At 42.7% G+C, this 25,371-nt stretch carries 24 protein-coding genes and 1 tRNA gene; 12 read left to right on the top strand and 13 right to left on the bottom strand.

What is annotated here, in order from left to right; genetic code table 11:
• Nucleotides 1-21: 21 nt before the first annotated feature.
• Nucleotides 22-1,026, bottom strand: a complete 1,005-nt coding sequence (locus FSC11_RS10725; RefSeq protein ID WP_163166805.1) for a hypothetical protein — start codon at nt 1,024-1,026, stop codon at nt 22-24.
• 14 nt (nt 1,027-1,040) lie between these two features.
• Nucleotides 1,041-2,078, bottom strand: a complete 1,038-nt coding sequence (locus tag FSC11_RS10720) for an alpha/beta fold hydrolase (protein WP_163166803.1) — start codon at nt 2,076-2,078, stop codon at nt 1,041-1,043.
• A 307-nt stretch (nt 2,079-2,385) separates the two neighbouring features.
• Here FSC11_RS10720 and FSC11_RS10715 point away from each other — a divergent pair, with 307 nt between their 5' ends.
• Nucleotides 2,386-3,000 (top strand): carbonic anhydrase, encoded by a 615-nt coding sequence (locus tag FSC11_RS10715; protein ID WP_004810892.1) that lies wholly within the window; start codon nt 2,386-2,388, stop codon nt 2,998-3,000.
• A gap of 35 nt (nt 3,001-3,035) precedes the next feature.
• Here FSC11_RS10715 and FSC11_RS10710 read toward each other — a convergent pair whose 3' ends face one another.
• On the bottom strand, nt 3,036-3,602 hold the full coding sequence (locus tag FSC11_RS10710) for an arylesterase (RefSeq protein WP_420867679.1): 567 nt from the start codon (nt 3,600-3,602) through the stop codon (nt 3,036-3,038).
• 78 nt (nt 3,603-3,680) lie between these two features.
• Between FSC11_RS10710 and FSC11_RS10705 the strand changes: the two genes are divergently transcribed.
• Nucleotides 3,681-4,406: an ABC transporter ATP-binding protein gene (locus FSC11_RS10705; RefSeq protein ID WP_034592562.1), complete on the top strand. Its 726-nt coding sequence runs from the start codon at nt 3,681-3,683 to the stop codon at nt 4,404-4,406.
• Nucleotide 4,407: 1 nt separating this feature from the next.
• The gene (locus tag FSC11_RS10700; RefSeq protein WP_163166801.1) at nt 4,408-6,882 is read left to right on the top strand and encodes an ABC transporter permease; all 2,475 of its coding nucleotides are present in this window, start codon (nt 4,408-4,410) and stop codon (nt 6,880-6,882) included.
• Nucleotides 6,883-6,900: 18 nt separating this feature from the next.
• Here FSC11_RS10700 and FSC11_RS10695 read toward each other — a convergent pair whose 3' ends face one another.
• Nucleotides 6,901-7,719, bottom strand: a complete 819-nt coding sequence (locus FSC11_RS10695) for a rhomboid family intramembrane serine protease (RefSeq protein WP_163166799.1) — start codon at nt 7,717-7,719, stop codon at nt 6,901-6,903.
• 77 nt (nt 7,720-7,796) lie between these two features.
• Between FSC11_RS10695 and mtgA the strand changes: the two genes are divergently transcribed.
• Nucleotides 7,797-8,471, top strand: coding sequence for a monofunctional biosynthetic peptidoglycan transglycosylase (gene mtgA, locus FSC11_RS10690; RefSeq protein ID WP_004810883.1), 675 nt, complete (start codon nt 7,797-7,799; stop codon nt 8,469-8,471).
• 127 nt (nt 8,472-8,598) lie between these two features.
• Nucleotides 8,599-10,680: a polyphosphate kinase 1 gene (gene ppk1, locus FSC11_RS10685; RefSeq protein ID WP_005221220.1), complete on the top strand. Its 2,082-nt coding sequence runs from the start codon at nt 8,599-8,601 to the stop codon at nt 10,678-10,680.
• A gap of 114 nt (nt 10,681-10,794) precedes the next feature.
• On the opposite strand, the gene oxyR is transcribed toward ppk1, so the two are convergent.
• From oxyR to rubA, 4 genes are all read right to left on the bottom strand, one after another.
• A complete protein-coding gene (gene oxyR, locus FSC11_RS10680) occupies nt 10,795-11,694 on the bottom strand; it encodes a LysR family transcriptional regulator OxyR (RefSeq protein ID WP_004893466.1) in 900 nt (299 codons plus the stop codon).
• Nucleotides 11,695-11,706: 12 nt separating this feature from the next.
• Entirely contained in the window at nt 11,707-12,651 is a 945-nt protein-coding gene (gene estB / locus FSC11_RS10675; protein WP_004810873.1) for an esterase EstB, read from the bottom strand.
• Nucleotides 12,652-12,707: 56 nt separating this feature from the next.
• Entirely contained in the window at nt 12,708-13,886 is a 1,179-nt protein-coding gene (locus tag FSC11_RS10670; protein WP_004810871.1) for an NAD(P)/FAD-dependent oxidoreductase, read from the bottom strand.
• Nucleotides 13,887-13,964: 78 nt separating this feature from the next.
• The gene (rubA, locus tag FSC11_RS10665; protein WP_163166797.1) at nt 13,965-14,129 is read right to left on the bottom strand and encodes a rubredoxin RubA; all 165 of its coding nucleotides are present in this window, start codon (nt 14,127-14,129) and stop codon (nt 13,965-13,967) included.
• A gap of 496 nt (nt 14,130-14,625) precedes the next feature.
• Here rubA and FSC11_RS10660 point away from each other — a divergent pair, with 496 nt between their 5' ends.
• A complete protein-coding gene (locus FSC11_RS10660; RefSeq protein ID WP_004810869.1) occupies nt 14,626-15,168 on the top strand; it encodes an adenine phosphoribosyltransferase in 543 nt (180 codons plus the stop codon).
• A gap of 68 nt (nt 15,169-15,236) precedes the next feature.
• Here FSC11_RS10660 and FSC11_RS10655 read toward each other — a convergent pair whose 3' ends face one another.
• Entirely contained in the window at nt 15,237-15,743 is a 507-nt protein-coding gene (locus FSC11_RS10655) for a YqiA/YcfP family alpha/beta fold hydrolase (protein ID WP_004810867.1), read from the bottom strand.
• Nucleotides 15,744-16,119: 376 nt separating this feature from the next.
• Here FSC11_RS10655 and lysS point away from each other — a divergent pair, with 376 nt between their 5' ends.
• Nucleotides 16,120-17,649 (top strand): lysine--tRNA ligase, encoded by a 1,530-nt coding sequence (gene lysS / locus FSC11_RS10650; protein WP_163166795.1) that lies wholly within the window; start codon nt 16,120-16,122, stop codon nt 17,647-17,649.
• A 395-nt stretch (nt 17,650-18,044) separates the two neighbouring features.
• Here the strand turns inward: lysS and trpS are convergent, their stop codons facing one another.
• Entirely contained in the window at nt 18,045-19,058 is a 1,014-nt protein-coding gene (gene trpS, locus FSC11_RS10645) for a tryptophan--tRNA ligase (protein ID WP_071319960.1), read from the bottom strand.
• A 189-nt stretch (nt 19,059-19,247) separates the two neighbouring features.
• Here trpS and FSC11_RS10640 point away from each other — a divergent pair, with 189 nt between their 5' ends.
• Both FSC11_RS10640 and ypfJ read left to right on the top strand, forming a co-directional pair.
• Complete coding sequence (locus FSC11_RS10640; protein WP_004893479.1) at nt 19,248-20,174, top strand: DUF808 domain-containing protein; 927 nt, start codon at nt 19,248-19,250, stop codon at nt 20,172-20,174.
• A 49-nt stretch (nt 20,175-20,223) separates the two neighbouring features.
• Entirely contained in the window at nt 20,224-21,126 is a 903-nt protein-coding gene (gene ypfJ, locus FSC11_RS10635; protein WP_163166793.1) for a KPN_02809 family neutral zinc metallopeptidase, read from the top strand.
• An 85-nt stretch (nt 21,127-21,211) separates the two neighbouring features.
• On the opposite strand, the gene FSC11_RS10630 is transcribed toward ypfJ, so the two are convergent.
• Complete coding sequence (locus tag FSC11_RS10630; RefSeq protein WP_163166791.1) at nt 21,212-21,766, bottom strand: hypothetical protein; 555 nt, start codon at nt 21,764-21,766, stop codon at nt 21,212-21,214.
• 222 nt (nt 21,767-21,988) lie between these two features.
• Here FSC11_RS10630 and FSC11_RS10625 point away from each other — a divergent pair, with 222 nt between their 5' ends.
• Entirely contained in the window at nt 21,989-23,488 is a 1,500-nt protein-coding gene (locus tag FSC11_RS10625) for a cation:proton antiporter (RefSeq protein ID WP_004810855.1), read from the top strand.
• 118 nt (nt 23,489-23,606) lie between these two features.
• Nucleotides 23,607-23,939 (top strand): MGMT family protein, encoded by a 333-nt coding sequence (locus FSC11_RS10620; RefSeq protein ID WP_163167778.1) that lies wholly within the window; start codon nt 23,607-23,609, stop codon nt 23,937-23,939.
• A 49-nt stretch (nt 23,940-23,988) separates the two neighbouring features.
• On the opposite strand, the gene FSC11_RS10615 is transcribed toward FSC11_RS10620, so the two are convergent.
• Together FSC11_RS10615 and FSC11_RS10610 are read right to left on the bottom strand one after the other, a co-directional pair.
• Nucleotides 23,989-24,435, bottom strand: a complete 447-nt coding sequence (locus FSC11_RS10615) for a universal stress protein (RefSeq protein ID WP_004810852.1) — start codon at nt 24,433-24,435, stop codon at nt 23,989-23,991.
• Nucleotides 24,436-24,694: 259 nt separating this feature from the next.
• The gene (locus tag FSC11_RS10610) at nt 24,695-25,099 is read right to left on the bottom strand and encodes a hypothetical protein (protein ID WP_420867673.1); all 405 of its coding nucleotides are present in this window, start codon (nt 25,097-25,099) and stop codon (nt 24,695-24,697) included.
• 175 nt (nt 25,100-25,274) lie between these two features.
• On the opposite strand from FSC11_RS10610, the gene FSC11_RS10605 reads away from it, so the two are divergent.
• Nucleotides 25,275-25,351: transfer RNA gene (locus tag FSC11_RS10605), tRNA-Met, on the top strand.
• Nucleotides 25,352-25,371 lie beyond the last annotated feature (20 nt).

Genomic DNA, 25,371 nt, shown 5'->3' with positions numbered 1-25,371 from the left:
AGCAAGCCGCAACAGCACAGATTATTCAGGATTTAAAATTTTCTGTGCTGTATCGGAATAATAAAATTTCTCCAGATAGATCCGTGCACGTTCACGTAAATGGCCCTGGGAAATCATCTGCTGAATCACAGGAACCAGTAACCCATTTAATTCATGCTGAATCAGCGATTCATCAATATTCAGATCATGTAAAAGCAGATCAAAAGTGTGCTCCTGATTACGGACATACCAGGCATGTACGCCATCCTGTATCTGCTGTTGCAGATAATCGGTCTGGCGCATGTGATCCCAGATCTCATGGCCCAAATTCACAGTCTGGGTCAGGTCTTGTACTTCAATATAATTCTTTAATACGGACAGAGGCATGTCTTTGATTTTATGCCAGAGATTCGCTTGAAAATGATAGAGTTTTTCATCATCAAAATGCTGGTTCAGGATATTTTCACTCAACTGGCCAAGCTTGAGAATATTCTTTTGCAAGTATTTGGCAATGGTATTGTCCAGACTGGTATCAGTGACATTTTCCAGTACAGACTTGCCCATTTTCATAAAGCGGGAAACACCGGGTACGCTTTTGGCAATCACCGAATTATCCAGATAATCCTGAATTGAATGTTGGATTAATTGGCTGATCATGGCAGAGAAGGCAGGGTTGTTTACTACTTTCTTGATCAGGCGCTGACGATGACCACTTTTACTTGCGACATACTGAGCAATCTTATCAATGGTCAGTACAGGAATCACATCGGCAATCTTGGTATTGTCATTTGCAGGGTGGACTAGAGCAAAACGGATATGTTCTGCAATCTGTTCAATCAGAAAAGAGCTGGCCGCTGTGCCTAATATTTGTTTTTGCAATAGCAGGTTAATTTGCATCGGACTCCACAGATCTTTCAGGGTCTGTTTGCGGAACCAGAGATAAAAAGTCTGAAACTCATTTTGAATCGTTTCAGATTGAGCAAATGATTGATCTAAAAAGTCAAGCTGAGCTTCGATCAATTGCTCAATCATCGGGTGTTTCTGCATATTGATTCTAAAAGTTAATTTAAAGGGATGAGTTTATCAGCAAGTGGATTTTTTAGGGTCTGTGTCTTTGCAAGAAAAGGTAAATAATACTGTGCAACCTGTCTTTCTGCTTCAAGAATCGGTATATGACCGACATTGTTCAGGATCACTGGTGTTTCGGCACGTTTAAATAGGGAGTGCAGCTCTTTAGCCACTTCAACATTAATAATACGATCCTGCTTACCCCATAAAATCAACGTTGGTGCTTCTACAGTACGGGTCAAACGAGCAAATGTTTCTGGCGTGTAGATCCGGCTCAGCATGACAATTTGATCAATAGCTTTGCTGGTCTGCTCGGAACGGGAAATCAGCAGTTTTTCTTGGGCATGTTTTAACTGATCTGAGAGAGCAGGCGGATGCTGCATCAGTTTATGACTGACATCTTCCAGATCTCCCGGTTTGCTTACAATCAGGTTCTTTAAAGCATATGGATCACGGGTATAGCGCGTATTGGCGTTTTTATAGATTCCGGCACTATTCAGTAAGAACAGGCTTTGCGTATCGAAAGGATATTGAGAAGCATAAACTGTGGCAATCGACCCCCCTAGAGAATGTCCAGCAACATGCAGATTCTCATCGACATCCAAAGCTTCCAGAAAGATACGCAGTTGAGAAGTTACATTCGGTACTGAGAAATCAAAATCTGCAGGTGTACGGGTGTCACCATTATTGGGTAAATCGGGAACGATGACATGATAATAAGGGGTAAGAAACCGTGCGACACGATTCCAGTCGTCTTTGGTGCCCGCCAGACCATGAATCAGTAAAATAGAGGGTTTATTGACATTCCCGCCCTCGTTATAGCTCCAGGAAATATGACCGACTTTCAGCGTTTTGCTTTTCAGACCCGCTTGTAGCCGTTCCTGAACCAGATACTGGCTAAGAATATTATTACTTGGCTGAGCACGCGTAGGAAAACTGACTTGGGCTTGACTTAGTGTGCTGAAGCTTGGGGCTAATATTAGAGTCATGGCGCAGAGTAATTTTGAGCGCTTTATTAATTTTCTTATCATGGCGTCACATTCCTTGTCTTGCATCCAGTGTACTGTTCAAAACAGTTTTATCCTGAAGCAAATCCACCTTGTTCGGATAAAATTATAGAGTTATTTCTATTGTAAATAATTGTGAAGTAATGTCACCAATAAGTTATTCGCATAAGTGAAAAAAAATCAGTTTTCATGTGAACTCTGATCATAAATTGAAATATTAGTGTGATGCAGGTCCACTGATAGAAATTTAGACAAGCTGATTTTTTGCAAGTGACATTCATAAATCAGAGGATTAAGATATTGCAACTTAAAACAACGGTGGTAAACACGAATGCTCACAGCTCAGGAAGCTATAGAACGTCTTAAAAAGGGTAACCAACGCTTTGTCAACGGTGAAACGCAGCATTTAAAATTATTATCGCATCAGCAACGTGCTGAAATGGCAGAAAGTCAGGAACCATTTGCTATTGTTTTAGGATGTTCAGATTCACGTGTGCCAGCAGAAATGGTATTTGACCAAGGTTTGGGTGATCTGTTTGTCATTCGCGTAGCAGGGAATATTGTCGCGCCGTCTCAGGTTGGTAGTGTTGAGTTTGCTGCAGAAAGCTTTGGTTGTCCTGTAGTCATTGTTTTGGGTCATACACATTGTGGCGCAATTCATTCTACGATTGAAGCACTGACCAATCCGGCAACTCCGCCATCTGCAAATCTGATGTCAATTGTTAACCGTGTACGTCCATCAGTTGAAATTCTGATGCAGACTGAACTGAAGGATGACCTGAACAAACTGTCTAAGCATGCAGTACGTTCGAATGTATTTGCTTCTGTGAACCAGTTACGTCATGGTTCAGCAGTACTGGAAAATCTCATTGCACAAGGCAAATTACTGGTGGTGGGTGCTGAATACTCACTGGAAACTGGTGAAGTCACCTTTTTTGATTTCTAATTTGAATTTTAAGAATGAATGATATTAAAGGCGCCTTAGAGGGCGCCTTTAATATATGGATAAGCATTATTTAACAGGATACTTTGTGCCTTGGCATTTGGATGTACCAGATCCTGTTGCATCAAGTTTTTATTTCCTGCTACCCCATTCAAAAAGAATGGTAACAATTTCACTTTATATTGCTGGCTCACCACCTTGTAATTATTTTCAAAAGCTTTTGTATAACTTTGACCATAATTTGGCGGCATTTTCATGCCAAAAAGAATGACTTTTGCTTTGGCTTTCTGACTTTGCTGAACCAGATTTGCCAGATTTTTCTGAATCATCTGTGGCGGCTGACCACGTAGGCCATCATTACCACCCAGTTCAATAACGACAATATGTGGCTTATGAGTCTGGAGCAGTTTAGGCAGACGTGCCAGTGCACCGCTGGTGGTTTCGCCGCTTACACTTGCATTGACCACTTTATGCTGTTTCGGATACTGTTGGTTTAAACGTTTTTGCAACAGATTGACCCAACCCTGTTCAGGTTGAATACCATAACCCGCACTTAAGCTGTCACCCAGAATCATAAGGGTCTTTGCTGAAACCAGCACCGGCATCAGGCACAGGCCAAACAGTGCTAAGCTGCGGAATAAATAAGACTTTAGAATTTGAATATTCAGATGCATAGGAAAAGTATGATTCAAGATCGCCAGAAAGCTACCATCATGCCACAGCCAATAATTTCTGCTCAACAATTGACACAAAAGATACAACTATCACAAAAACAGTTGACGATTTTTGAGGACCTCAATCTGGAGATTCTGGCTGGAGAACAGGTAGCGATTACCGGACGATCCGGCTCTGGAAAATCCACCTTACTGGGCATACTGGCAACCCTGGATCAGGCCAGTTCAGGTCATTTACAGGTCTGTGGTGAATCCATTACTGAAATGAATGAAGAACAGCGAGCCAAGGTCAGACTGGAAAATATCGGTTTTGTGTTTCAGTCTTTTCAGCTGTTGCCACATCTGACTGCATTAGAAAATGTGATGTTGCCCTTACGTTTACAGCCAAACTTCAATTATGCCGCAGCTGAACAAAAAGCGTTGAATCTGTTGCAAAGAGTAGGGCTGGACCGTCAGGCCCAGCAAACCCCTAAAGTGCTTTCTGGCGGGGAACAGCAACGTGTTGCGATTGCCCGTGCTTTGGTGAGTGAGCCAAAAATCATTTTTGCTGATGAACCGACTGGAAATCTGGATGGGGAGACCGCCAAGGAAATTGAACAGCTGTTATTTCAGTTAAACCATGAATTGGGTACCACTTTAATTCTGGTGACCCATGACCAGAAACTGGCACAACTATGCCAGCGTCATTTTGAGTTAAGCAATGGTCAGTTGACTGAACATGTGAATGGAGGATGATATGAACCTCTTCCGTCCTTTACTGACTCAAAGTTTTAAGACTACGGGCATTTATCTGCTGATTATTGCATTGACCCTGGCAATTAGCGCGACCACAGCGCTTAAGTTCAGTAATGAGCAGATTCAGAATGCCGTGGCATTGCAAGCAGCGGAAATGCTGGCTGGAGATCTGCTGCTTAGTAATAATGAGCCAATCGAAGATGCCTGGCGAGAAAAGGCTGATCAGCTGGGTTTGCAGCAATCAGAGGTTACTGTATTTGGCAGTATGGCACATACCAATGACGAATTTGTCATGGTCAATGTCAAAGCCATTGATACTGCTTTTCCTTTACGCGGTGAGCTAAGAGTCAAACCTGAAGCTAAACAATTAAAACCGGGTGAAATCTGGCTCAGTCAGCGTGCCATGGATCTGCTCAAAGTTAAAGTGGGGGATCAGGTTAATATTGCCGACGCCTCATTCAAGATTACTGCCGTGATTGACTATGACTCTAATCAGGAATTAGGCTTCTCGGGTTTCTCACCGACCGTAATTATCTCTCAGGCAGATGTGGCACGAACCAATGCGATTCAGGTTGGTAGCCGGATTGATTATCGCCTGCTCATGGCAGGTGATCCGGACAGTGTTCAAACCTATCAAAAAGACTTTAAGAAGATTGTTAAACCGGGTATGGATACAGAAGCTGAGGAACAACAGTTTGAGGAGCAGAATAGTCTGCGTCTAAGAAATGCCAGTGAAAGCAATACCCGTTTGATGAAGCCGATTGCTAATCTGGATACCTTTTTGCAGTTGGCAAATATTTTGACCATCTTGCTTTGTGGTATCGCGATTGCCTTAACCGCACAGCGCTATGTACAGCAGAATCAGGATCATATTGCGTTAATGCGTTGTATCGGCGCGACGAAACAGCAAATTCTGGCGGCTTATCTGGCATTACTTGGACTGGTACTGGCAATCGCAATGCTCATAGGCACCATTGTCGGCATCAGTTTAGGTTATGCTTTGCTGCAACTCATGTTACAGCTGATTCCACATCTGCAGCTGCAATTCTCGGTGATGGCAATGCTATCAGGTCCATTACCGATTGCGATGCTGACCAGTGCTGTGGTATTGCTTGGTTTTGTGCTGCCAAGTTTGTGGCAATTACTCAATACTGCACCAATCCGGGTTATCCGTCAGGAAGAAAAATCCGTACATTCCATGTTGTGGATGCTGGTGAGTGGGACACTGAGCCTGATTATTTTCAGTGTGGTGCTCACCGAGAATATTGTATTAACGGCTTGGGTGATTGGCGCCATTATTCTGCTTTGTGCTGTGCTGTATCTCACCGTATGGGGATTGCTGAAAGTCCTGCGTAATACAAAATCCCGGATTTCCGCTTATGTACGGACACCGTATCAGACTGCGTTACAGATCACCGCTTTGGCACTGGGCCTGAGTCTGATTACTGTATTAGCCGTATTGCGTACCGATCTGCTGGAACGCTGGCAACAGCAGTTACCAGAAGGTACACCGAACCAGTTTGTCTATGGTTTGCCGCCTTTTGAGATGCCGCAGTTGAGGGCCGAGTTAGAGCAAAATGGCTGGAACAGTACGCCGCTATATCCGAATATTCGTGGCCGTCTGATTGCCAAGAATGATCAGCCATTTGCTGCAGAGTTAGTCAAGAAGAGTAATACACTACGCCGTGAACTGAACCTGACCCAGACCGATCAGTATCCACAAGATAATGTGATTTTAACTGGCGAAGCGCAATTGAAACAGCCGGGAGAAGTTTCAGTTGAAGCCACGACTGCGGAAGAACTGGGAATCAAGATTGGAGATAAGCTGACGTTTAGCTTACCTGAGGGACCACTGGAAGCCAAAGTGGTGAATCTGCGTAGTGTGGAGTGGGAAAGCTTTAGTCCAAATTTCTTCTTTATCTTTACTCCGAATACCATGGATGCCAATGCCGGTAGTTATCTGGGCAGTTTTTATGTGCCGGAACAGGAACGACCAAAACTGGTTCAGCTGATCCAGCAGTTTTCTAATACGGTCTTTATCGATGTCAGCCTGATTCTGAACGAGATCAAGCGTATTGTGAATGTACTGGTGCAGATCGTGACCATCTTGGCCTTACTGGTGAGTGTAGCAGGGATACTGGTTCTGATTGCCTGTCTGAATCTGCTCATGGATGAACGCAAGCGGGAGGTGGCTTTACTTCGCTCATTCGGAAGTTCCAAACAGAAACTGAAAACCATGCTTAGTCTGGAAATCGGTTTTATTGGTCTATGTGCCGGAATTGTATCTTGCCTGTTTGCCGAAGTGATTAGCGCCGTTGCCAGTTACCGAATGGAATTACCGATTCAGCCACACTGGGAAATCTGGCTGATTCTACCGATCTTTATGACTTTACTCTGTACGCTGATTGGTCGTTATCGACTGAGTTATCTGAGTGATATTCCACCGCTGCAAAGTCTGCGCGAACTGAATCAATAAAAATTGAAGATGCGTCAGTTACAGTTTTAACTGCTGACGCATCATCTCCAGAATTTCTTGCCAGAGTGGCTTAATAGGATCAATCAGGATCAAGTTATATTGATAAAGCCCATAGCAGGCTGCTAAAGCAGCTATGAGTGCGATGAATTGAATAAAACCTGCGCGTTGCAGCTTTTGCCCGGCATACCAGAGTGTAGCCAGCACAGCGCCCATAATCATGCCACCCATATGTGCAGCATTGTTAATTCCAGCAATCATAAAGCCCATGAACAGGTTGATCCCCATCACCATCAGCAGGGTTTTTTTATCTAAAATAAAGCGCTGACGTGGAAGGACTGGCAGAATCGACAAGATTGTCAGTGCACCGCCCAGGCCCATGACAGCACCCGATGCACCAGCACTTACGCTTGGTAAAAGTCCCGGATTGGCGACCCCACCTTTAATTAAGGTATAACTATCCTGAATATTCATATAACCGCTGAACAGACTGCCCATCAGCCCAGCACAAAGATAGAGGCCAACAAAATACCAGCGCCCAAATAGCTGTTCTGCCACGCTGCCAAAAATATACAGCGCCCACATGTTTAACATTAAGTGAATCAGGCCAAAATGAAAAAACATGCTGCTGAACACACGAATGGGTTCCGCCAGATAAGTCAAAGGTGCATAATCAGCACCCCAGCGGATGGCATCTTGCGTACTTGGATGGCTGGCATCTGTGCCAGTAAAAATCTGCCAGGCAAACAATCCGACATTCACTGCAATCAATACCGCAGTAAACCACCAGGTGTGGACGTCCAGTTTACGGTGAATGGAAGGAGGTGCGTATTCAGACATGCTATTCTTGCGCTGTATGAGATATTTCAAATAAGCTTAACACGAAAAAATAACATCTTCAGGAGTAACCCACTGACATGAAAGCTTTTCTAATCCGAATATTCTTGCTGCTGTTCAGTGTGGTTTTATGTATTCAACTCTGGATCTTTGCCAGTCTGGCCTGGTGGCGTTTTAATCCGGTCAATACCACGATGATGATGCGGATTGATTATTGGACTGAACCCTCCAAGCCTATTCAACATCAATGGCGTCCTTATGATGAGATCAGTACCAATCTGAAAAAAGCAGTGGTGACTGCGGAAGATGGAAAATTTGTGCATCATCATGGTTTTGACTGGGATGGGATTCAAACAGCTTTAAGCCGTAATAAAGAACAGGGTAAAGTTGTTGCGGGGGGATCTACCATTTCCCAGCAGCTGGCAAAAAATCTGTTCCTGTTCAACAAACGTTCTTTCCTGCGTAAAGGTCAGGAAGCGGTTGCCACCTGGATGATGGAACGCATGTGGTCGAAAGAGCGTATTCTTGAAGTGTATTTAAACTCGATTGAGTTTGGTCATCATATTTACGGGGTGGAAGCGGCAGCCAAACATTATTTTGGTAAAACTTCAGAAAGTCTGACCAGAGAAGAGGCAATTTTCCTGGCGGCAATTTTGACCAATCCAAAATATTTTGAAGAAAATCGCAATGCTTCTGCCTTAAAAGCACGTAAACGCATGATTCAACGTTATATGCGCTATGCAGAATTACCCTGACAGTAAAAAATCGTTATAAAAAAATTGCCATAAAGCCCGAGAATTCGGGCTTTTTTTATGAAATTGTCATAAATTTGAAGCATACTGATACTATTGACTCAGGCTTTAAAACGATTAAAGGTTCGATATGAATACGGCAGCCAACAGCCCTTCGGTACAAACTGAATATACCTATAATGACCGGTACATTAACCGGGAATTGTCTATTCTGGATTTCCATTTGCGTGTCTTGGAACAGGCTGTCGATCCTTTACATCCACTGCTTGAACGCATGAACTTTCTGCTGATTTTCTCGCGTAATCTGGATGAGTTCTTTGAAATTCGTGTGGCTGGGGTGATGGAACAGCTGGATCTGGGCAATGAAAGTCGTAGTCCGGATGGCCTAACGCCGAAGCAGGTGCTGGATCAAATTTCCAAAACTGCGCATGCTGCCATTGAACGCCAGTACCGCATTCTGAATGAAGAAATTCTGCCTAAACTGCGTGAAGAAGATATCTGTTTCCTGCGCCGCGGTGAACTGACACCAGCACAGTCACAATGGATAAAAAAATATTTTCAGGAACAGGTGGCACCAGTCTTAACCCCGATCAGCCTGGATCCAGCCCATCCATTCCCGCGTTTGGTGAACAAGTCGCTAAACTTTATTGTGACGCTGGAAGGGAAGGATGCTTTTGGCCGTCAGATCGATCTGGCTGTTGTTCCTGCACCACGTTCACTACCACGTGTGGTGCGTTTACCGGATGAATTAACAGGTGGCAAGGAACATCATGTGATGCTTTCCGCAATTATACATGAACATGTTTCTGACCTGTTCCCGGGTATGACTGCAACAGGTTGCTATCAGTTCCGTGTAACCCGTAATGCTGATCTGGCTTTAAACGAAGATGTCGAAGATCTGGCGATTGCCTTAAAAGGTGAATTGAACTCGCGTCGTTTTGGGCGTGCAGTACGTCTGGAAGTTACAGAAAACTGTCCAAAACATATTTATGAATACCTGCTGGATGAATTTGATTTAGAAGAAGAGCATCTGTACAAAGTTGCTGGACCGGTCAATCTGGCACGTCTGTTATCGAATTTTAAACGTCCACATTTACGTTATGATTCACATACACCGATCGTACCGAAAGTACTAAAGAAATCAGAAAATATCTTTAGCGCGATGCAAAAGCAGGACATCCTGCTACATCATCCCTTTGAATCATTCTCGCCCGTAATTTCATTACTGCGTGAGGCTGCGCGTGATCCACAAGTCCTGGCGATCAAGCAGACCTTATACCGTAGTGGAGCGGATTCTGAAATTGTTCAGGTACTGGCTGAAGCAGCAAGAAATGGCAAGGAAGTGACTGCTGTCATCGAATTGCGTGCGCGTTTTGATGAAGAGTCCAATATCGCCGTAGCCAATGTCCTCCAAGAAGCAGGGGCTGTAGTTGTCTATGGTATTGTTGGCTATAAGACTCATGCCAAGATGATTCTGGTGGTACGCCGTGAAAATAACAAGCTGGTGCGCTATGTACACTTGGGTACCGGGAACTATCACGCGGGTAATGCGCGCATCTATACCGATTATGGACTGTTAACCACAGACAAAGAACTGTGTGAAGATGTACACCGTATCTTCCAGGAACTCACCGGTATGGGAAAAATGGCCAAGCTGAAAAAGCTGTTACATGCTCCATTTACACTACATACCCAGCTGGTGAATTACATCGACAATGAAATTGCCAATGCCAAAGAAGGCAAAAAGGCTCAGATCATTGTCAAAGTGAATGCACTGACAGAACTACAGCTCATTAATAAATTGTATGAAGCATCGCAAGCAGGCGTGCAGATTGACCTGATTATCCGTTCGATCTGCTGTTTGCGTCCTGGTTTACCGGGCTTGTCGGAAAATATCCGCGTTCGTTCCATCGTCGGACGTTTCCTGGAACATACTCGCGTGTATTACTTTAGCAATAATGGCAATTCCCGCATTTATTGCTCAAGCGCAGACTGGATGGACCGTAACCTGTTTAATCGTGTTGAAGCCTGTTTCCCGATTGAAGATGAAACATTGAAGAAACGCATCTATCAGCAAGGCTTATTAAACTATCTCAAAGATAACCAGCAATCCTGGTTGCTGCAAAGTGACGGTACTTGGATCCGTGCACAACCTGCGCAAGGTGAACAGCCGCATAATGCACAGCGCGTGTTACTGGAAACCTTTAAATAAGACATAATCTTTTAAAAAGAGACTGAATTTTCAGTCTCTTTTTATATAAATATGCTGTCTCTAAAAACAAAAAAAGGAGCCAGTGTGGGCTCCTTTTTTACGTCAGCAGTATCATTATTGCTGCGCGATCTTTTGCAGAATGGGTAGCAGTACATCAAATTCGCTTTGTAGCGGTGTACTCTTGCGTGTCACCAAAGCCAAGGTGCGGCTTGGTGCAGCAGCAATCTTTTTCACCTGAAGTTCAGGATTGGCTTTAATCATGTTGGTATGAAGTGCAATTTCAGGCAACAGGGTAAAACCAAGATTGGAAGACACCATCTCGATCAGCGTTGGCAATGAGCTTGCTTTCAGGCGATGATCATTCTTACGCTCACCAATTGGACAAGCACTTAAAGCATGATCACGTAGACAGTGGCCTTCTTCAAGTAACATCAAACGAGAAAGATCCAGATCTTCTAAGGAAGTTGCCTGAGCTGCATTCTGATCTGACTTGTGATGAACCACATACAGATCTTCTTTCACAATTTCAGCAACTTTCAGGCTGCGTGTATCAAAAGGCAGGGCCAGTACAACCATATCCAGGTTGCCATGTTCCAGCTTTTCAACAATTTTTTCACTTTGTGCTTCGTGCAGATGCAGCTGAATTTTCGGCAACTGTTTATGCACTTCATCAAGAAGTTGCGACAGAATGAACGGCGCAATGGTCGGAATCACACCTAAATGCAGATCACCTGTTAAAGGTTCACTCATCTCACGACTTAAACGCATTAAGTCCTGAGCATCAGCCAGTAGAACACGAGCGCGTGCAACCACTTGCTCTCCGAGTGGAGTCAAGCGTACATTCTGGCGATCACGTTCAACAAGAACGCCACCGAGTAAACGCTCCAACTCCATGATCCCGCCCGATAGGGTGGACTGGGTCACAAATGAACGGCGAGCAGCTTCTGTAAAATGCAGCGTCTCAGACAGTGTTACGAGATATGACAGCTGTCTTAGGGATGGTAATGCAGCCATAGTGTCCTAATTTTATGATTTAAAATGATCAGCAAATAATTCGCTAAGATATGGAATAAAATGCGGTGGGATATCATGCCCCATTCCATCAATTAATTCAAATTTAGCACCAGATATTGCTTTCGCAACAGCCTTACCATGGCTGGGTGGTAGCAAGCGATCTTGAGAACCATGAACTACAAGCGTCTCTTGTCGGATTTGCTTATCCAGTTGCAGCAACGAGCCCGTACATAATATTGCTAAAAACTGTTGAAGTACACCCGCTGGGTAATAACTTCGATTATATAATTTACGGGCGGTCTGCATTGCCTCAAGCTGATTGATATAACCAGGCGAGCCAATGATGTTAAACAGTTTTAAACTATGGTCAATTATACCATTTTCATCCTGCGAAGCGGGTTTGCCAATCAGACTAAAGAGCTGTTTTGGAAATGGTGGAGGTAACAGACGCTGATTGTTACTGGTAAATAACAGGGCCAGCTTTTTAACCTTTTCAGGATAACGTGCTGCCAGAATCTGGGCAATCATACCACCCATCGAAGCACCGAGCACATACACCTCGTCCAGTTCCATTTTATCAATCAGCAGACTGACGTCATCTGCCATGTCATACAGGGTATAAGGTGCTCCCTGGTTACCCAGGCCTAGCATGAAGCGACTCATCAGTTTAATGGTATTTAATCGTGGACCTTTATGATGGACTTTAGAGGATAGGCCAATATCGCGGTTATCAAAACGGATGACCCGGAAACCTTGGTCGATAAAAGATTTACAGAAAAAGTCCGGCCAATACAGCATCTGTGCACCCAGGCCCATAATCAGCAACAAGGTCGGGTGATTCTCCTGACCACCTACCTCTACATGCAATTCAATACCATTGCCAAGGTCAACCTTGGTTTCATGCATGAAAGCAGTATATGGTGATGGTAATAGACTCGATTGCACATGACTATTCATGTTAAGTTCCCTATAAAAGGACATTCTGTACAAAGAATGTCCTTTGTATTTAAACCTTAAACTGATACAGGAATCAAGTCAGGAACCTGCTTAGTCAATATAAGACGCTGTTTCGCTGCGGTAGCGCCTAATAGTACAAAGCCGCGCAGGGTTCCTTCAGTATCTGTGGCTTTGGCAATCATGCCATCCTCAAACTCTTCAGTGTCCCAGGTTACATCAATATTGGCGGGTGCAGGCAGTACAGTCAGGGGAGCAGCAGGTGTTTTTACCGCAACAGGCATTGCTGGATAATGCACTGCTGTCGTTTCACCATTCAAGGTTTTAGCCAGCGCACGCGCCTGCTGCATGATCGGCATCACATAAGGCAATAAAGTACCATTCACTTCAGCACAGTCACCGACAGCGAAAATATCAGCTAAATTCGTTTCGAGCTGGCTATTGGTCAAGATACCACGACCGATTTGTACACCAGACTCTTTGGCTACCGAGGCATTTGGTTGTAAGCCCACTGCAGACAGAACCACATCTGCAACGACTGACTGACCATTGGCTAATGTCACCAGGTAGTCACCATTTTCAACTTTAGAGACTTTCTCTACAGTCGTGCCTAATACAAAGTTAATACCAGTTTCTTCCAGGTTTTGCTGGAAAACATCTGCAACATGTGAAGGCAATAAACGGGCTAGAGGCTGAGGTGCCAAGTCAATTACAGTCACTTGATGGTCCGTGTGCTGAAGGTCATTGGCAAATTCACAGCCAATCAAACCGGCACCCAAAATCACTACCCGCTTATCTTCACGTTTTTCCAGGCTGGTACGGAAAGCTTTATAATCAGTCAGGTTGTTGACCACGTGAATATCGTCACTGCCATCACCAGCAATTGCCAGACGAATTGGCTGTGCACCCACGGCAAGAACCAGTTTTGAATATGCCTGTTTTTGCTCAGACTGATCTTTTACAACAGTCAGTTCATGTGCAGTAGCATCAATGGCTTTAACCCAGGTATGCGTTTCAATACGCATATTTAACTGAGCTGCCATTTTGGCAGCATCGCCCAAGGCAATATTTTCGGGTGCTTTTTTGCCCACTAAAGCATTGGAAAGTGTCGGTTTGGCGTAATTGGTTGCATCATCGGCACAAATCATGACGAGTTCATGGTCTGGATTCAGCTTGCGGAATTCGCGTGCGACAGCATAGCCTGCCATACCTGAACCAATGATGACGATAGGATGCATATTTAACTCCATGCTTTTTTATAGATAGTAGAAAGGCATAAAAAAAGACCACTCAATATGGCCTTTGTTTGGGCGAAATCAGATTTCGATCATTTCAAAATCGACTTTAGAAACGCCACAGTCTGGGCAGGTCCAGTCATCTGGAATATCTTCCCATTTAGTACCAGGGGCGATACCGTCCTGAGGCCAACCTTCCGCTTCGTCGTAAATCCATCCACAAACGATGCATTGATATTTTTTCATGTAACTCTCCAAAACCAGCGAATATGGAAGCTGGCTCAAAAATCCTAAACAGGCAAGACTCTAATAATATGGCATTTAATAGCGGACATATTTGGCTAAATTTTTACGCAGTTCTGTTCAGAAAGTAAAGTAGATAACAGTTTAAACAGCAAAATTAAAAGCAGAATAGTGATCCGGGTCAGTAAAAGTCCTTTACTCAAGCTTTTTATTCTCTTAGAAATGCCGGAATATAATTTTATTTATGCAAATAAATAAAAGCTTATTGTTTCTCACACTGAGAGAAATAAAAAATATTTTACCGTCGGGTAATGATTCATAGATTTAAAACAATCATTAAAGTTTTTATGAAAAAAGTGCTCTTATAAATTAATGAAATATAAGTAAATAATTGCATGTCAATAGGGGTGTTGCTGCAATAATACTCGGTTTTCCCTATCCTTTAGTCGTAATTCAGTTTAAAATTTGCCGGTTCCTTTTTCTTATCTAACGATCTCCCATGAGCAATATGTCTACTTCATTGTGGTCTCACATTCGTACTGTCCAGGATTTTCCAAAGCCGGGTATTAGTTTCTTTGACTTAACACCGCTTTTCATGAATAACATCGGTCCATTAACTGATGCTTTGATTGCAAGCATTCCTGCTGAAAAACTGGCAGAAGTAGATAGCTTTATTGCTGTTGAAGCACGTGGCTTTGTATTGGCAAGCTTGTTGGCACAACGTACCGGCAAGGGCCTGTTGTTGGTTCGCAAGGCAGGTAAATTACCACCTCCAGTGGTTGGTGTGGGTTATAGCCTGGAATACGGTCTGGACCGTCTGGAAATGTCTGCTGAGGTTCAATCACAAAAAGTGATTATTGTAGATGACGTATTGGCTACTGGCGGTACATTGAAAGCTGTCAATGAACTGGCTGAAAAATGTAATCATAAAGTACTCGGCGCGAGCATTTTTCTTGATCTACCTGATTTACATAGTGATCTTGGGCTGAATATCTGGTCTGTATTGGATGACAAATCGAAGCCTGAAGCTAATGCCGCTTAAGCGCAACAGATGAATAAAAAGCCCTGCAATATGCAGGGCTTTTTTTATGGCTTCTTCAAATGTAATACTTAACTTTTTTGCAGATTCTGTTGAATTTGCAGGATCAGGGGATTGATCCGTTCCGGTGTTTCAAGGCGATGATGTCCACCGGGAACCGCTTCTACCTGCATATAATCTTCTAGTTGGGACTGTACTGCATGCATATCCAGTATTTCATCGCCTAACTCAATATAGGCAAGCTGAGGAATGTCATGCTGTAGGTCATTATCACAAATTGCAGGATAATCATCGCGGAAATAGGGGGCTAGGCTTGGATTGGCAATTACACAAGGAATCTGGTGTTGCTGTGACATTTTCAGTGCCCAGTAACCCCCCAGACTATGCCCAACCAGAATATCTGGATGAATTTTTTCAATCATCTCGTTATAAAACTCTGCCACAGTCGCATAATTGAGGTTGCGGTAATCCACATCAATGCAATATTTATGATCGGCATCGATGGCATGGAATTTCGTAGATTCTCGTGAAGAATCAAGTCCATGAAAAAACAGGATTTTAGAGGTGCATTGGCTCATTATGGTGGTTCGTATCAATTCGTTTTATGGTCCGGCAATGATTTGCGTCAGGGAGCATTGTAGAACTTCTATACAGGGAATGAAGTTAGCATTTGGTCTAAAGACTTTAGTCCAAGCCGACCTTAGTCAAAAAGACTGAAAGGTTCTGTAAAGAATTTGATATTAAAACGTTATTTTTTGATTAATTGGTCAATTAAAACTGTATATTCCTCGGCTTGGTTAGGGTGAAAGGCCCTGCCCAAAAGAGGAATTTGAGCCTTCCCCAGATATTTGAAAAGAAAAGCCAATTGAGATGCTGCTGGACGCTACGATTTAACTGCAAAATCTGCTATTGTATGCACCTTCTATTTTTTAACTAATCTTATTCGAGGCAGAGATGACGCAAACTAACGCTCAATCGACTTCTGAACAAATCATTTCCGAAAACGATTTAATTGCACAGCGTCATGCCAAGTTAAAGCAAATCGAAGATCAAGCCAAGGAAACCGGCAAGAGCCCATGGCCAAATACTTTCAAGCGTGAGCACTACGCGCAAGATCTTCAAGACCAGTTCGCTGACCAATCAAAAGAAGAAATTGAAGCAGGCGAAAAGGTGTATGTAAAAGTTGCGGGTCGTGTGATGTTGAATCGTGGTTCATTCATCGTGATTCAGGACATGACTGGCCGTATTCAGCTTTATGTTCCTCGTAAAGAATTAGATGCTGAAGTACTTGCTACAATTAAAGGTCTAGATCTTGGTGATATCATTGCCGTTGAAGGTTATATTGGTCGTTCGGGTAAAGGCGATCTGTATGTACACATCGAACAATTCGAATTATTAACAAAATCACTTCGTCCACTTCCAGACAAATTCCACGGCTTGACAGATACAGAAGTGAAGTATCGTAAGCGTTATCTGGATCTGATCGTGAACGAAGAAACACGTAAGACTTTTGAAATCCGCGCTAAAGTTGTCGCTGGTATCCGTAACTTCCTAACTGAAAAACGTTACATGGAAGTAGAAACCCCAATGATGCACGTGATTCCAGGTGGTGCTTCTGCGCGTCCATTTGAAACGCATCACAATGCGTTAGACATGCCACTGTTTTTGCGTATTGCACCTGAGCTTTATTTGAAACGTCTGGTTGTCGGTGGTTTTGAGCGAGTGTTCGAAATTAACCGTAACTTCCGTAATGAAGGTGTTTCAACTCGTCATAACCCGGAATTCACCATGATCGAGTTCTATCAGGCTTATGCAGACTATAAAGACCTGATGGAACTGACTGAACAAATGCTGGAGAAACTGGCATTAGATATCTTGGGTACAACTGACGTGCCTTATGGCGAAGAAGTATTTAGTTTCAAAGGTCCATTCAAGAAAATCTCAATGTTTAATGCAATTCTTGAGCACAACCCACAGTTCACGCCTGAAAATGTAGGCGACCGTGACTTTCTGGCAAAATACGTTCAGGAAGAGCTGAAAGAACAGGTGAAACCAGGTTTTGGTTTGGGCAAACTGCAAACTATCGTATTTGAAGAAACGGTAGAAACCAAACTGCGTCAGCCAACATTCATTACTGAATATCCAGCAGAAACTTCTCCACTGGCTCGTCGTAATGATGATAATCCACACATCACTGACCGTTTCGAATTCTTTATTGGTGGTCGTGAGCTGGCAAATGGTTTCTCGGAGTTGAATGATCCGATTGACCAGGCTGAGCGTTTCCAGGCGCAGGTTGTCGAGAAAGATGCAGGGGATGATGAAGCAATGCACTTCGATGCAGACTTTATTGAAGCATTAGAATATGGCTTACCTCCAACAGCGGGTGAAGGTATCGGTATTGACCGTCTGGTGATGATCTTTGCCAATGCGCCAAGTATCCGTGACGTGATCCTGTTCCCGCACATGCGTCATAAACACGCTTAAGTAAAAAAACTAATAAAAAACTCGCACATGTTGCGGGTTTTTTTATTAGTTTTTTCGCTACATAAGCTAGACATTGTAAAAGAGCAGCGTGAGCTAAAATAGTTTTTATAAAAGTTTCAGACAAAAAAAACGCAATGATTGGGGTTGTCATTGCGTAGAAAAAGGAAAAACTTGTTGCAAATGAAACTGTGGAGAATGTTTCTTGCTATTTCCTGAATATGTTTTCATATTAAAACTGGCTTGTTATTTTTACATTGGTAAACGTGTAAAGAGCTGTTAACTAAAGTAAGTTTTTCTACCTTTGTGTGACAGGAAAAAGAAAATATGAATCAAATGTGTAGGAATTCAATAAAAAAGCCCTTCATGTGAAGGGCTTTTCAAAATTTATCCAAGCATTAGAAGTGGAACACGCCAAGGGCAGTTTTAACTTCATCCAAAGTCGCTTGAGTAATATCACGGCATTTGTCTGTACCAGTCTTGAGTACATCCATAATGTAGTCAGGATCTTTAGAAAGTTCCATACGACGTTCACGAATTGGTCCAATTAATTCTTTTAGAATACCTTCAAGACGTTTTTTCACTGTACCATCACCCAAACCACCACGGCGGTAATGGGCTTTTAGTTCTTCCAGCTCTTCTTTGTTGGTATCGAACGCATCTAGGTAAGTAAATACCACGTTGCCTTCAACCTGACCTGGATCTTCAATACGCAGGTGGTTCGGATCCGTATACATTGCGTTAACGGCTTTCTTGATATCTTTGTCTGATGCATCTAGCACAATGGTATTGCCTAAAGATTTAGACATTTTCGCCTTACCATCAAAGCCTGGTAAACGGCCAACGTTAGATAGCAGGGCTTTACATTCTGGAAGTAGCTCACGACCTACCTGACGGTTCAGACGACGCACGATTTCGTTAGTCTGTTCAATCATTGGGATCTGGTCTTCACCCACTGGAACCACAGTCGCTTTGAATGCAGTAATGTCCGCGGCCTGCGCCACTGGATAGCACAAGAAGCCTGCCGGAATATCACGCTCAAAACCACGCATCTGAATTTCAGACTTAATCGTTGGGTTACGCTCAAGACGTGAAACAGTCACGAAGTTGAGGTAAAGCATGGTCAATTCATTGAGGGCAGGAAGGCAAGACTGAACGCAGATTGTGGTTTTGGTCGGATCAATGCCTACCGCAAGATAATCTGTTGCAACTTCAATGATGTTACGACGTACTTTTTCGAAGTTATCTGCATTGTCTGTCAAGGCCTGTGCATCTGCCAGCAGAAGATGCTGATGGTGAGAATCCTGTAAACCCACGCGAGAGCGTAATGAACCAACAAAGTGACCGAGGTGAAGTTGTCCGGTAGGACGGTCGCCAGTCAAGATCACTGGACGATTATCTTGATTACTCATTATTTATTCCAAACCAGTAGTCGTACTACATTCAAATTTTTAGGATCGCAACATTGTACGGCATTCTGTTTTTGAATGTCAGTCACAATGAATCATAGTAATAAAAAATCTCTGAAATTAAAGAAGTAAATACAATCTTTCTGCTGCTTTTTGATTAGAATATTTTTACATTTATAAGGAATAACAAGAATGGCGAGTAGCTTATTAATATTATTGGATGATATAGCCACAGTTCTAGATGATGTTGCAGTCATGAGTAAAATGGCGGCAAAAAAAACGGCCGGGGTTTTGGGAGATGATCTGGCGCTCAATGCTCAACAGGTAAGCGGTGTACGTGCCGAACGTGAACTTCCGGTGGTATGGAGCGTTGCCAAAGGTTCTTTTGTCAATAAACTCATTCTTGTTCCTTTGGCCTTGCTGATCAGTGTGGTTGCACCATGGTTAATTAATCCTTTATTGATGATTGGCGGCTTGTTCCTGTGTTATGAAGGCGTAGAAAAAGTACTGCATAGTCTCAAACATAGAAAAGCCAAAACTGAAGAAGCTGCGCAAGCAGAATTAAACGCAATCGAAACGGATCTGGTTAAATTTGAAAAAGATAAAATTAAAGGTGCCATTCGTACTGACTTTATTTTGTCAGCTGAAATTGTCGTGATTTCCTTGGGTACTGTTGCAGCGGCTGCTTTTTCCACCAAAGTGATGGTGCTTTCGACGATTGCTGTGGCCATGACCATCGGAGTGTATGGCTTTGTGGCCATGATTGTGAAAATTGATGATGTAGGTTTGCACTTGAGCAAGCAGGCATCGAGTTTCAAGCAAAGTGTGGGACGAGGCTTGTTAGCTTTTGCACCCAAACTGATGAAAACTTTAACTATTGTAGGAACAATTGCCATGTTCCTGGTCGGTGGCGGGATTATTGCTCACGCCATTCCATGGTTTCATCATTTCACTGAAGATTCAGTCGAGTATGTAGAGCACATTCCTACAATGGGCAGTATTATAGGTGCAGTTACACCAACACTCATTAATTTAGTCATTGGTTTTATCGCAGGGCTCTTGGTATTCATTGTTATTGGCTTCATTCAAAAGATCAGATCAAAATCAAAGCAGGCATAATTTTGGTTGGCTAGAAGTAAGTCAAAAATAAACTATAAGGAATCTTATTATGCGCTGGAAAGGTCGTCGAGTTAGTAGCAATGTTGAAGACCGCCGTGGTGGGGGTGCCAAAGCGGGTGGTATCAGTATTCTGGGGCTGATTGTGGCTTTTGTTGCCTGGAAATTTTTTGGTGTAGATCCGCAACAAGCTTATCAAGCCACCAAGCAGGTGACACAAGGCGTTTCCAGTGCTGAAACGCGTGGTCTGGAAAATCCAACGCCAGAGCAGCAAGAAGCAATTGACTTTGTCGGAACTGTACTTGCCGATACAGAAGATACCTGGTCACAGGTGTTCCAGCAGCAGCTGAATCAGCAGTATACTCCCCCTAAACTGGTACTCTTCAGCGGTGTGGTGAATTCTGGTTGTGGTGCGGCGCAATCCGCCATGGGACCGTTTTATTGTCCGGCAGATCAGAAAGTGTATATCGACACGACCTTCTTTAGGGATATGCGTAGCCAGATGGGTATTAGTGGTGAGCAGAATTCAACTGAGCTATCGCGTAATGATCAGGCTGGTGACTTTGCTCAAGCGTATGTCGTGGCACATGAGGTTGGACATCACATTCAGACCATCCTGGGTATTTCTTCTCAGGTGCAGCAGGCACGCCAGCAAGCCACAAAGGTGCAAGCGAATCAGCTATCAGTCTATCAGGAGCTGCAAGCCGATTGTCTGGCGGGAGTATGGGCTTATCATAATCATGAGCGTACCCAATTCCTGGAACAGGGTGATGTACAGGAAGCCATGGATGCAGCGCATAAAATTGGTGATGACTATTTACAGAAAAAATCCCAAGGACATGTGGTGCCAGATAGCTTTACTCATGGGACCAGTGCGCAACGCGTACAATGGTTTAATACCGGCCTGAAATCTGGTCAGATGGCAGACTGCGATACTTTTAATAAAGGTATTTAATATCCTAAAGGTATTTAAATCTATTTAAAGTGTCAGATGAAATCGAAAAGGAGCAGTTGCTCCTTTTTCTTGAGCATAGAAAAACTTATTTATTCAGAAATCGCTGAAAATTCCTGATCAGCTTGAAGCTGACAAATAAAGCAGCTAAAGCAAATAAGCTAATACCAAAGACTACATATTTCAGCCCAGCAATGTCCTGCTGATAAAATTGCTGGATCTCATTAGCAGAATAGGAAAATTCTGAAACCTGACCAGTGCGGCTATCTTTATATTTAACCTGTTGAATATAAGAAAACTCACCTGCCTTAAACAGTTTTACCTGATCAATCTGACGGGTATGAGACTGATTAAAGTCATCGCTACACAACGCCGTATAATGGGTACAACTACTTTTGGAAATATAACCATTCCCTGCAATCAGAACAAAAATGGCATGATCTGGTTTCTGGTTATTGGACAGCAAAACATACTGCTGATCTGGTGAGCTGGTTAAGTTAAATGACTTGCCTTGTTGATAATACTGCTCGGCCTGCATGATCTCCTGAATTTTGGCAAAACAGGTAAAACACAATGCAAGCGTGACTAAAAAAATCACAGTAGCAAGAAAAAGACGGAAAACAAGTTTAACGGTTTGATGCATGGGAGAAGGATTCAGAAGAACTGGTAAAAGAATACAGCAAAGTACTAAGATAGAATTGTATGATAAACCACCATTTGGAACTATTGAAAAGAAACTTAACTAAATAGCAAAATAAACAGGATTAAAATTATTTCATCCAGAAATGCTTTTTCATTTGATATTTTATTTTTAAATAAGCCAAATCACTCATTTTCAGGAATGAGGCGCGCTTTAAGGGAACCCATGGGCAATTTCTTTTTCTTGCAACTTTTGACCGTTGTTTTTGCATTATCTATTGCCACGACATTATTTAATAAAAGAGTGCTAGGTTTTCCTCAAGCGATTGGTGTTCCGATTGTTTCTGCAATTTTTGTATTTATCCTGCAATGGGGCGCGAGCCTGCTGCAGGGCAATCCTTTTTTCAGTATCAATATTGCCAATATTGAAAATGCAGTCCGGCATATCGATTTTTATGATTTTCTGATTAACGGCGTCATCTGTTTTATTTTGACCTCATCTGCGCTCAAATTTAAGGTTTCCGATTTGCGCAATCACTGGCGTCCGATCGGAATTCTAGCCAGTCTGGCGCTGGTGATCTGTGCAGTCTTGTTTGGCCTAGTCCTGTATGGTTACCAGTTCCTGATCGGTAAGCATGTTGATCTGTTGGTATTACTATTACTGGGCGCAGCATTAGGTGCAACGGACCCGATCGGAATTAAAGGGGTTCTCAGTTCAGTTCGTGCACCGCATCACTTAATGGTAAAACTGGAAGGTGAGTCACTGTTTAACGATGCGATGTGTATTGCCTTGTTTATGACGCTTTTGAATGTATTACAGGGTGAGAACTTTACCTTATTGGGCGTCCTGCAAACACTGCTCTACGAAATTGTGGTGGCTGTATTCATTGGCGTGGTATTTGGTTGGGCAATCCTACGCATTCTTCGCGGCAAACATGAAATGGAATCCCTGATTCTAACCACGGCATTACTGGCTTGTGGTTCTTATCTAGTGGCCTTGCTAGCGCATGCTTCTGCACCAATTGCCTGTGTGATTGGGGGCCTGATCGTTGGTAATAAATGGAAAGAAATTCTGGCAGATGCCGATATTGGTGATGTGAACCATTTCTGGCATACGGTTGAAGGAATTATTAATTCTTTCCTGTTTACCCTGATTGGTCTTGAACTGTTTATTCTGGATTTAAGCACTAGCCTGATTCTAGGCGGGATCGTGGCTTTTATTATTCTGCATGGGGTACGTTTCGCAGCAAACTTCCTGTCTTTTTCCATGTTTCCACATTTGCGTAAAAAACGTTATAACGGCAGTCTTGCGATTCTCTCTTGGGGTGGTGTCCGTGGCGGGATTTCTTTAGCTTTGATTCTGGCTGTTGCCAATGTTCCGCAACTAAAAGAGTACAGCAGTATTCTGGTCGGTTATACCTTTATTGTGGTGCTGTTATCCGGTGTGGTCTGTGGTCTGGGTTTACCAGCTGTGATGAATGCCTTTTATTATAATCCGAATGAAGAGAAAGAAGGCTGGAAAGGCTGGTATCAGCGGATGTGCCATAAAATGAACCGTAAAGGTTTCCAATACATTATCGGTGAAGATGCAAATGGCAATGAAATTATTACGGTGTATAAGCCTGAAAGCCTGATTGATGAAAAAGATGAAGATGGCGTAGCAGCAGTGCATAATCCTGAAAAAGTGCATGAAGTGAAACGTCTGGAAAGTCCGGATAACTTCTAAAATACTTTTGATTTAAAAAAGAGAATTTTTGGATTCTCTTTTTTATTTCCTAGATATTAACTTGGTGAGTTTGAATCCAAATATTATGATCAAAGCAGCTTAAATGGATATATTGAAAATGCCAGCCAAACCCAGTGATGAACTTGCTCGAATGATTCTTGGTGTGATTGCATTAATCCCTCGAGGGAAAGTTGCCAGCTATGGTCAGCTGGCCCAGCTTGCAGGATTGCCACGACATGCACGTCTGGTTGGACGAGTACTGAGAGAGATGGATGAAGCATCTGATTTACCTTGGCATCGCGTCGTTAGTTCGCAAGGCAAAATCAGTGTGCAAAAACTGGATGAGCAGGGGATGAATATTCAGGCAGGTAAATTACTGGAAGAAGGAGTTGCAGTTATTAAGGGTAAAATTAATCTGAAACTCTACCAATGGGATGGCAGCATCCAATAAAAATACCCCATGTGTACATGAGGTATTTTGAAGAGGATAAAATAATAATTTATGCCTGACCACGAACCACAAGCACTGGAACATCGGACTGTCCTAGAATGCTTTGAGCTACACTTCCGAGGAAGAATTTCTTGAACCCGGTACGGCCATGTGAGCCAATCACAATCAGGTCTGCACCTAAAGTTTTTGCTGCTTTGGCAATCTCGGTATTTACCACCTGACCTTCAAGCAACTGGGTATCGACCTGTACACCAGCTGTTTCAAAACGTTTTTTCGCTTCATCTAGGTTTTGCTGGATTGCAGTACGTGCACGTTCAATTAAATCATTGGTTTGTGCTGCGGTAATGTATTCAGCCGCAATATAAGGGTCTAAGGTCATCACCTGAACTACAGTGATTTTACCGTTAAAAGTTTTCGCCAGTTGTACTGCCTGATCTACTGCAGCATAAGCCGTTTCTGAACCATCAATTGGAACTAAAATATGTTGAAAAGCCATGATCATTCTCCACATGTATTTATGGGTATTATAAAAATTTTAAACAATGCTTATGATCCGTCGGGCATGGTGTTTTTTAAATAATAACGCTAATTAGGTTAAAATAAAACCAAGTAAATCCATATGGTTAAATAAGATTTTAGTAAAAATATTTTTTATAAATTATTGTTTTATATTAAAAATAATAAAATATAAATTTATTTGAATTTTAAATGCTTCAAGCTGTCAGACTAAGGTCGCACCTAATAGATCATCTGCATTATTCACATTGAATTTGTGTCGTGTCTATTTTAAGTTTTGGTGCGAGCCGTTGATACTGTAGTTGAATAGAGGCATTGGCTGATCCATAAATTTGTTGTTGGAGTTGGGAGATTTTGGATTCTGTAATGTGTATGCGTGCACAATGCAGGGCGATTTGGTTTTCTTGAGTAACTTTCATTTGTTCAGTTGCATCATATTCAGCAAAATGCTTCAGTTTTTGCTGTGCTTTACTCAGTTGAACCAAACTTCGTTTTTGTTGCATGCTCATAAGTTGATGATTATTAATCCAATGTGCAACATCACGGCGTACACCGTTATAATCCACCATCAGTGGTGAAATCAATTGGCAAGCACTCAGGCTGAATGCCGTAGAAATGGTCAAGAGAATTTTAGTTTTAATCATATCTGAGTAACTTAAAACGGCTTTAAAATTCATATTAATACGTGAAATAAATAATAAAAACTGATTTTGGTTAAAGTTTGATGCAAATACACGCATTTGCCTAAAGACTGAACATTTGTGAGTTAAAATGCTTGACGGGGAATGCGGAAGTTACGATAATGCGCACACAGTTTACGGCTATGTAGCTCAGTTGGTTAGAGCACCGCACTCATAATGCGGGGGTCACAAGTTCAAGTCTCGTCATAGCCACCATTTTTATAGACCAAGCTCTC

This window comes from Acinetobacter schindleri (assembly GCF_010918895.1).
Taxonomy (GTDB): domain Bacteria; phylum Pseudomonadota; class Gammaproteobacteria; order Pseudomonadales; family Moraxellaceae; genus Acinetobacter; species Acinetobacter schindleri.
This window is presented reverse-complemented; position numbering and strand designations above follow the sequence as displayed.

What these genes read in the sequence shown, in the direction of transcription:
- lysS (WP_163166795.1), top strand. Translation starts at nt 16,120, where the DNA reads ATGACGCAAACTAACGCTCAATCGACTTCTGAACAAATCATTTCCGAA.
- FSC11_RS10660 (WP_004810869.1), top strand. Translation starts at nt 14,626, where the DNA reads ATGAGCAATATGTCTACTTCATTGTGGTCTCACATTCGTACTGTCCAG.
- FSC11_RS10610 (WP_420867673.1), bottom strand. Translation starts at nt 25,099, where the DNA reads ATGATTAAAACTAAAATTCTCTTGACCATTTCTACGGCATTCAGCCTG.
- FSC11_RS10620 (WP_163167778.1), top strand. Translation starts at nt 23,607, where the DNA reads ATGCCAGCCAAACCCAGTGATGAACTTGCTCGAATGATTCTTGGTGTG.
- FSC11_RS10725 (WP_163166805.1), bottom strand. Translation starts at nt 1,026, where the DNA reads ATGCAGAAACACCCGATGATTGAGCAATTGATCGAAGCTCAGCTTGAC.
- FSC11_RS10655 (WP_004810867.1), bottom strand. Translation starts at nt 15,743, where the DNA reads ATGAGCCAATGCACCTCTAAAATCCTGTTTTTTCATGGACTTGATTCT.
- FSC11_RS10670 (WP_004810871.1), bottom strand. Translation starts at nt 13,886, where the DNA reads ATGCATCCTATCGTCATCATTGGTTCAGGTATGGCAGGCTATGCTGTC.
- FSC11_RS10710 (WP_420867679.1), bottom strand. Translation starts at nt 3,602, where the DNA reads ATGCCGGTGCTGGTTTCAGCAAAGACCCTTATGATTCTGGGTGACAGC.
- oxyR (WP_004893466.1), bottom strand. Translation starts at nt 11,694, where the DNA reads ATGGCTGCATTACCATCCCTAAGACAGCTGTCATATCTCGTAACACTG.
- FSC11_RS10630 (WP_163166791.1), bottom strand. Translation starts at nt 21,766, where the DNA reads ATGCATCAAACCGTTAAACTTGTTTTCCGTCTTTTTCTTGCTACTGTG.
- FSC11_RS10615 (WP_004810852.1), bottom strand. Translation starts at nt 24,435, where the DNA reads ATGGCTTTTCAACATATTTTAGTTCCAATTGATGGTTCAGAAACGGCT.
- FSC11_RS10705 (WP_034592562.1), top strand. Translation starts at nt 3,681, where the DNA reads ATGATTCAAGATCGCCAGAAAGCTACCATCATGCCACAGCCAATAATT.
- ppk1 (WP_005221220.1), top strand. Translation starts at nt 8,599, where the DNA reads ATGAATACGGCAGCCAACAGCCCTTCGGTACAAACTGAATATACCTAT.
- FSC11_RS10695 (WP_163166799.1), bottom strand. Translation starts at nt 7,719, where the DNA reads ATGTCTGAATACGCACCTCCTTCCATTCACCGTAAACTGGACGTCCAC.
- FSC11_RS10715 (WP_004810892.1), top strand. Translation starts at nt 2,386, where the DNA reads ATGCTCACAGCTCAGGAAGCTATAGAACGTCTTAAAAAGGGTAACCAA.
- FSC11_RS10640 (WP_004893479.1), top strand. Translation starts at nt 19,248, where the DNA reads ATGGCGAGTAGCTTATTAATATTATTGGATGATATAGCCACAGTTCTA.
- estB (WP_004810873.1), bottom strand. Translation starts at nt 12,651, where the DNA reads ATGAATAGTCATGTGCAATCGAGTCTATTACCATCACCATATACTGCT.
- FSC11_RS10720 (WP_163166803.1), bottom strand. Translation starts at nt 2,078, where the DNA reads ATGATAAGAAAATTAATAAAGCGCTCAAAATTACTCTGCGCCATGACT.
- FSC11_RS10700 (WP_163166801.1), top strand. Translation starts at nt 4,408, where the DNA reads ATGAACCTCTTCCGTCCTTTACTGACTCAAAGTTTTAAGACTACGGGC.
- ypfJ (WP_163166793.1), top strand. Translation starts at nt 20,224, where the DNA reads ATGCGCTGGAAAGGTCGTCGAGTTAGTAGCAATGTTGAAGACCGCCGT.
- trpS (WP_071319960.1), bottom strand. Translation starts at nt 19,058, where the DNA reads ATGAGTAATCAAGATAATCGTCCAGTGATCTTGACTGGCGACCGTCCT.
- FSC11_RS10625 (WP_004810855.1), top strand. Translation starts at nt 21,989, where the DNA reads ATGGGCAATTTCTTTTTCTTGCAACTTTTGACCGTTGTTTTTGCATTA.
- mtgA (WP_004810883.1), top strand. Translation starts at nt 7,797, where the DNA reads ATGAAAGCTTTTCTAATCCGAATATTCTTGCTGCTGTTCAGTGTGGTT.
- rubA (WP_163166797.1), bottom strand. Translation starts at nt 14,129, where the DNA reads ATGAAAAAATATCAATGCATCGTTTGTGGATGGATTTACGACGAAGCG.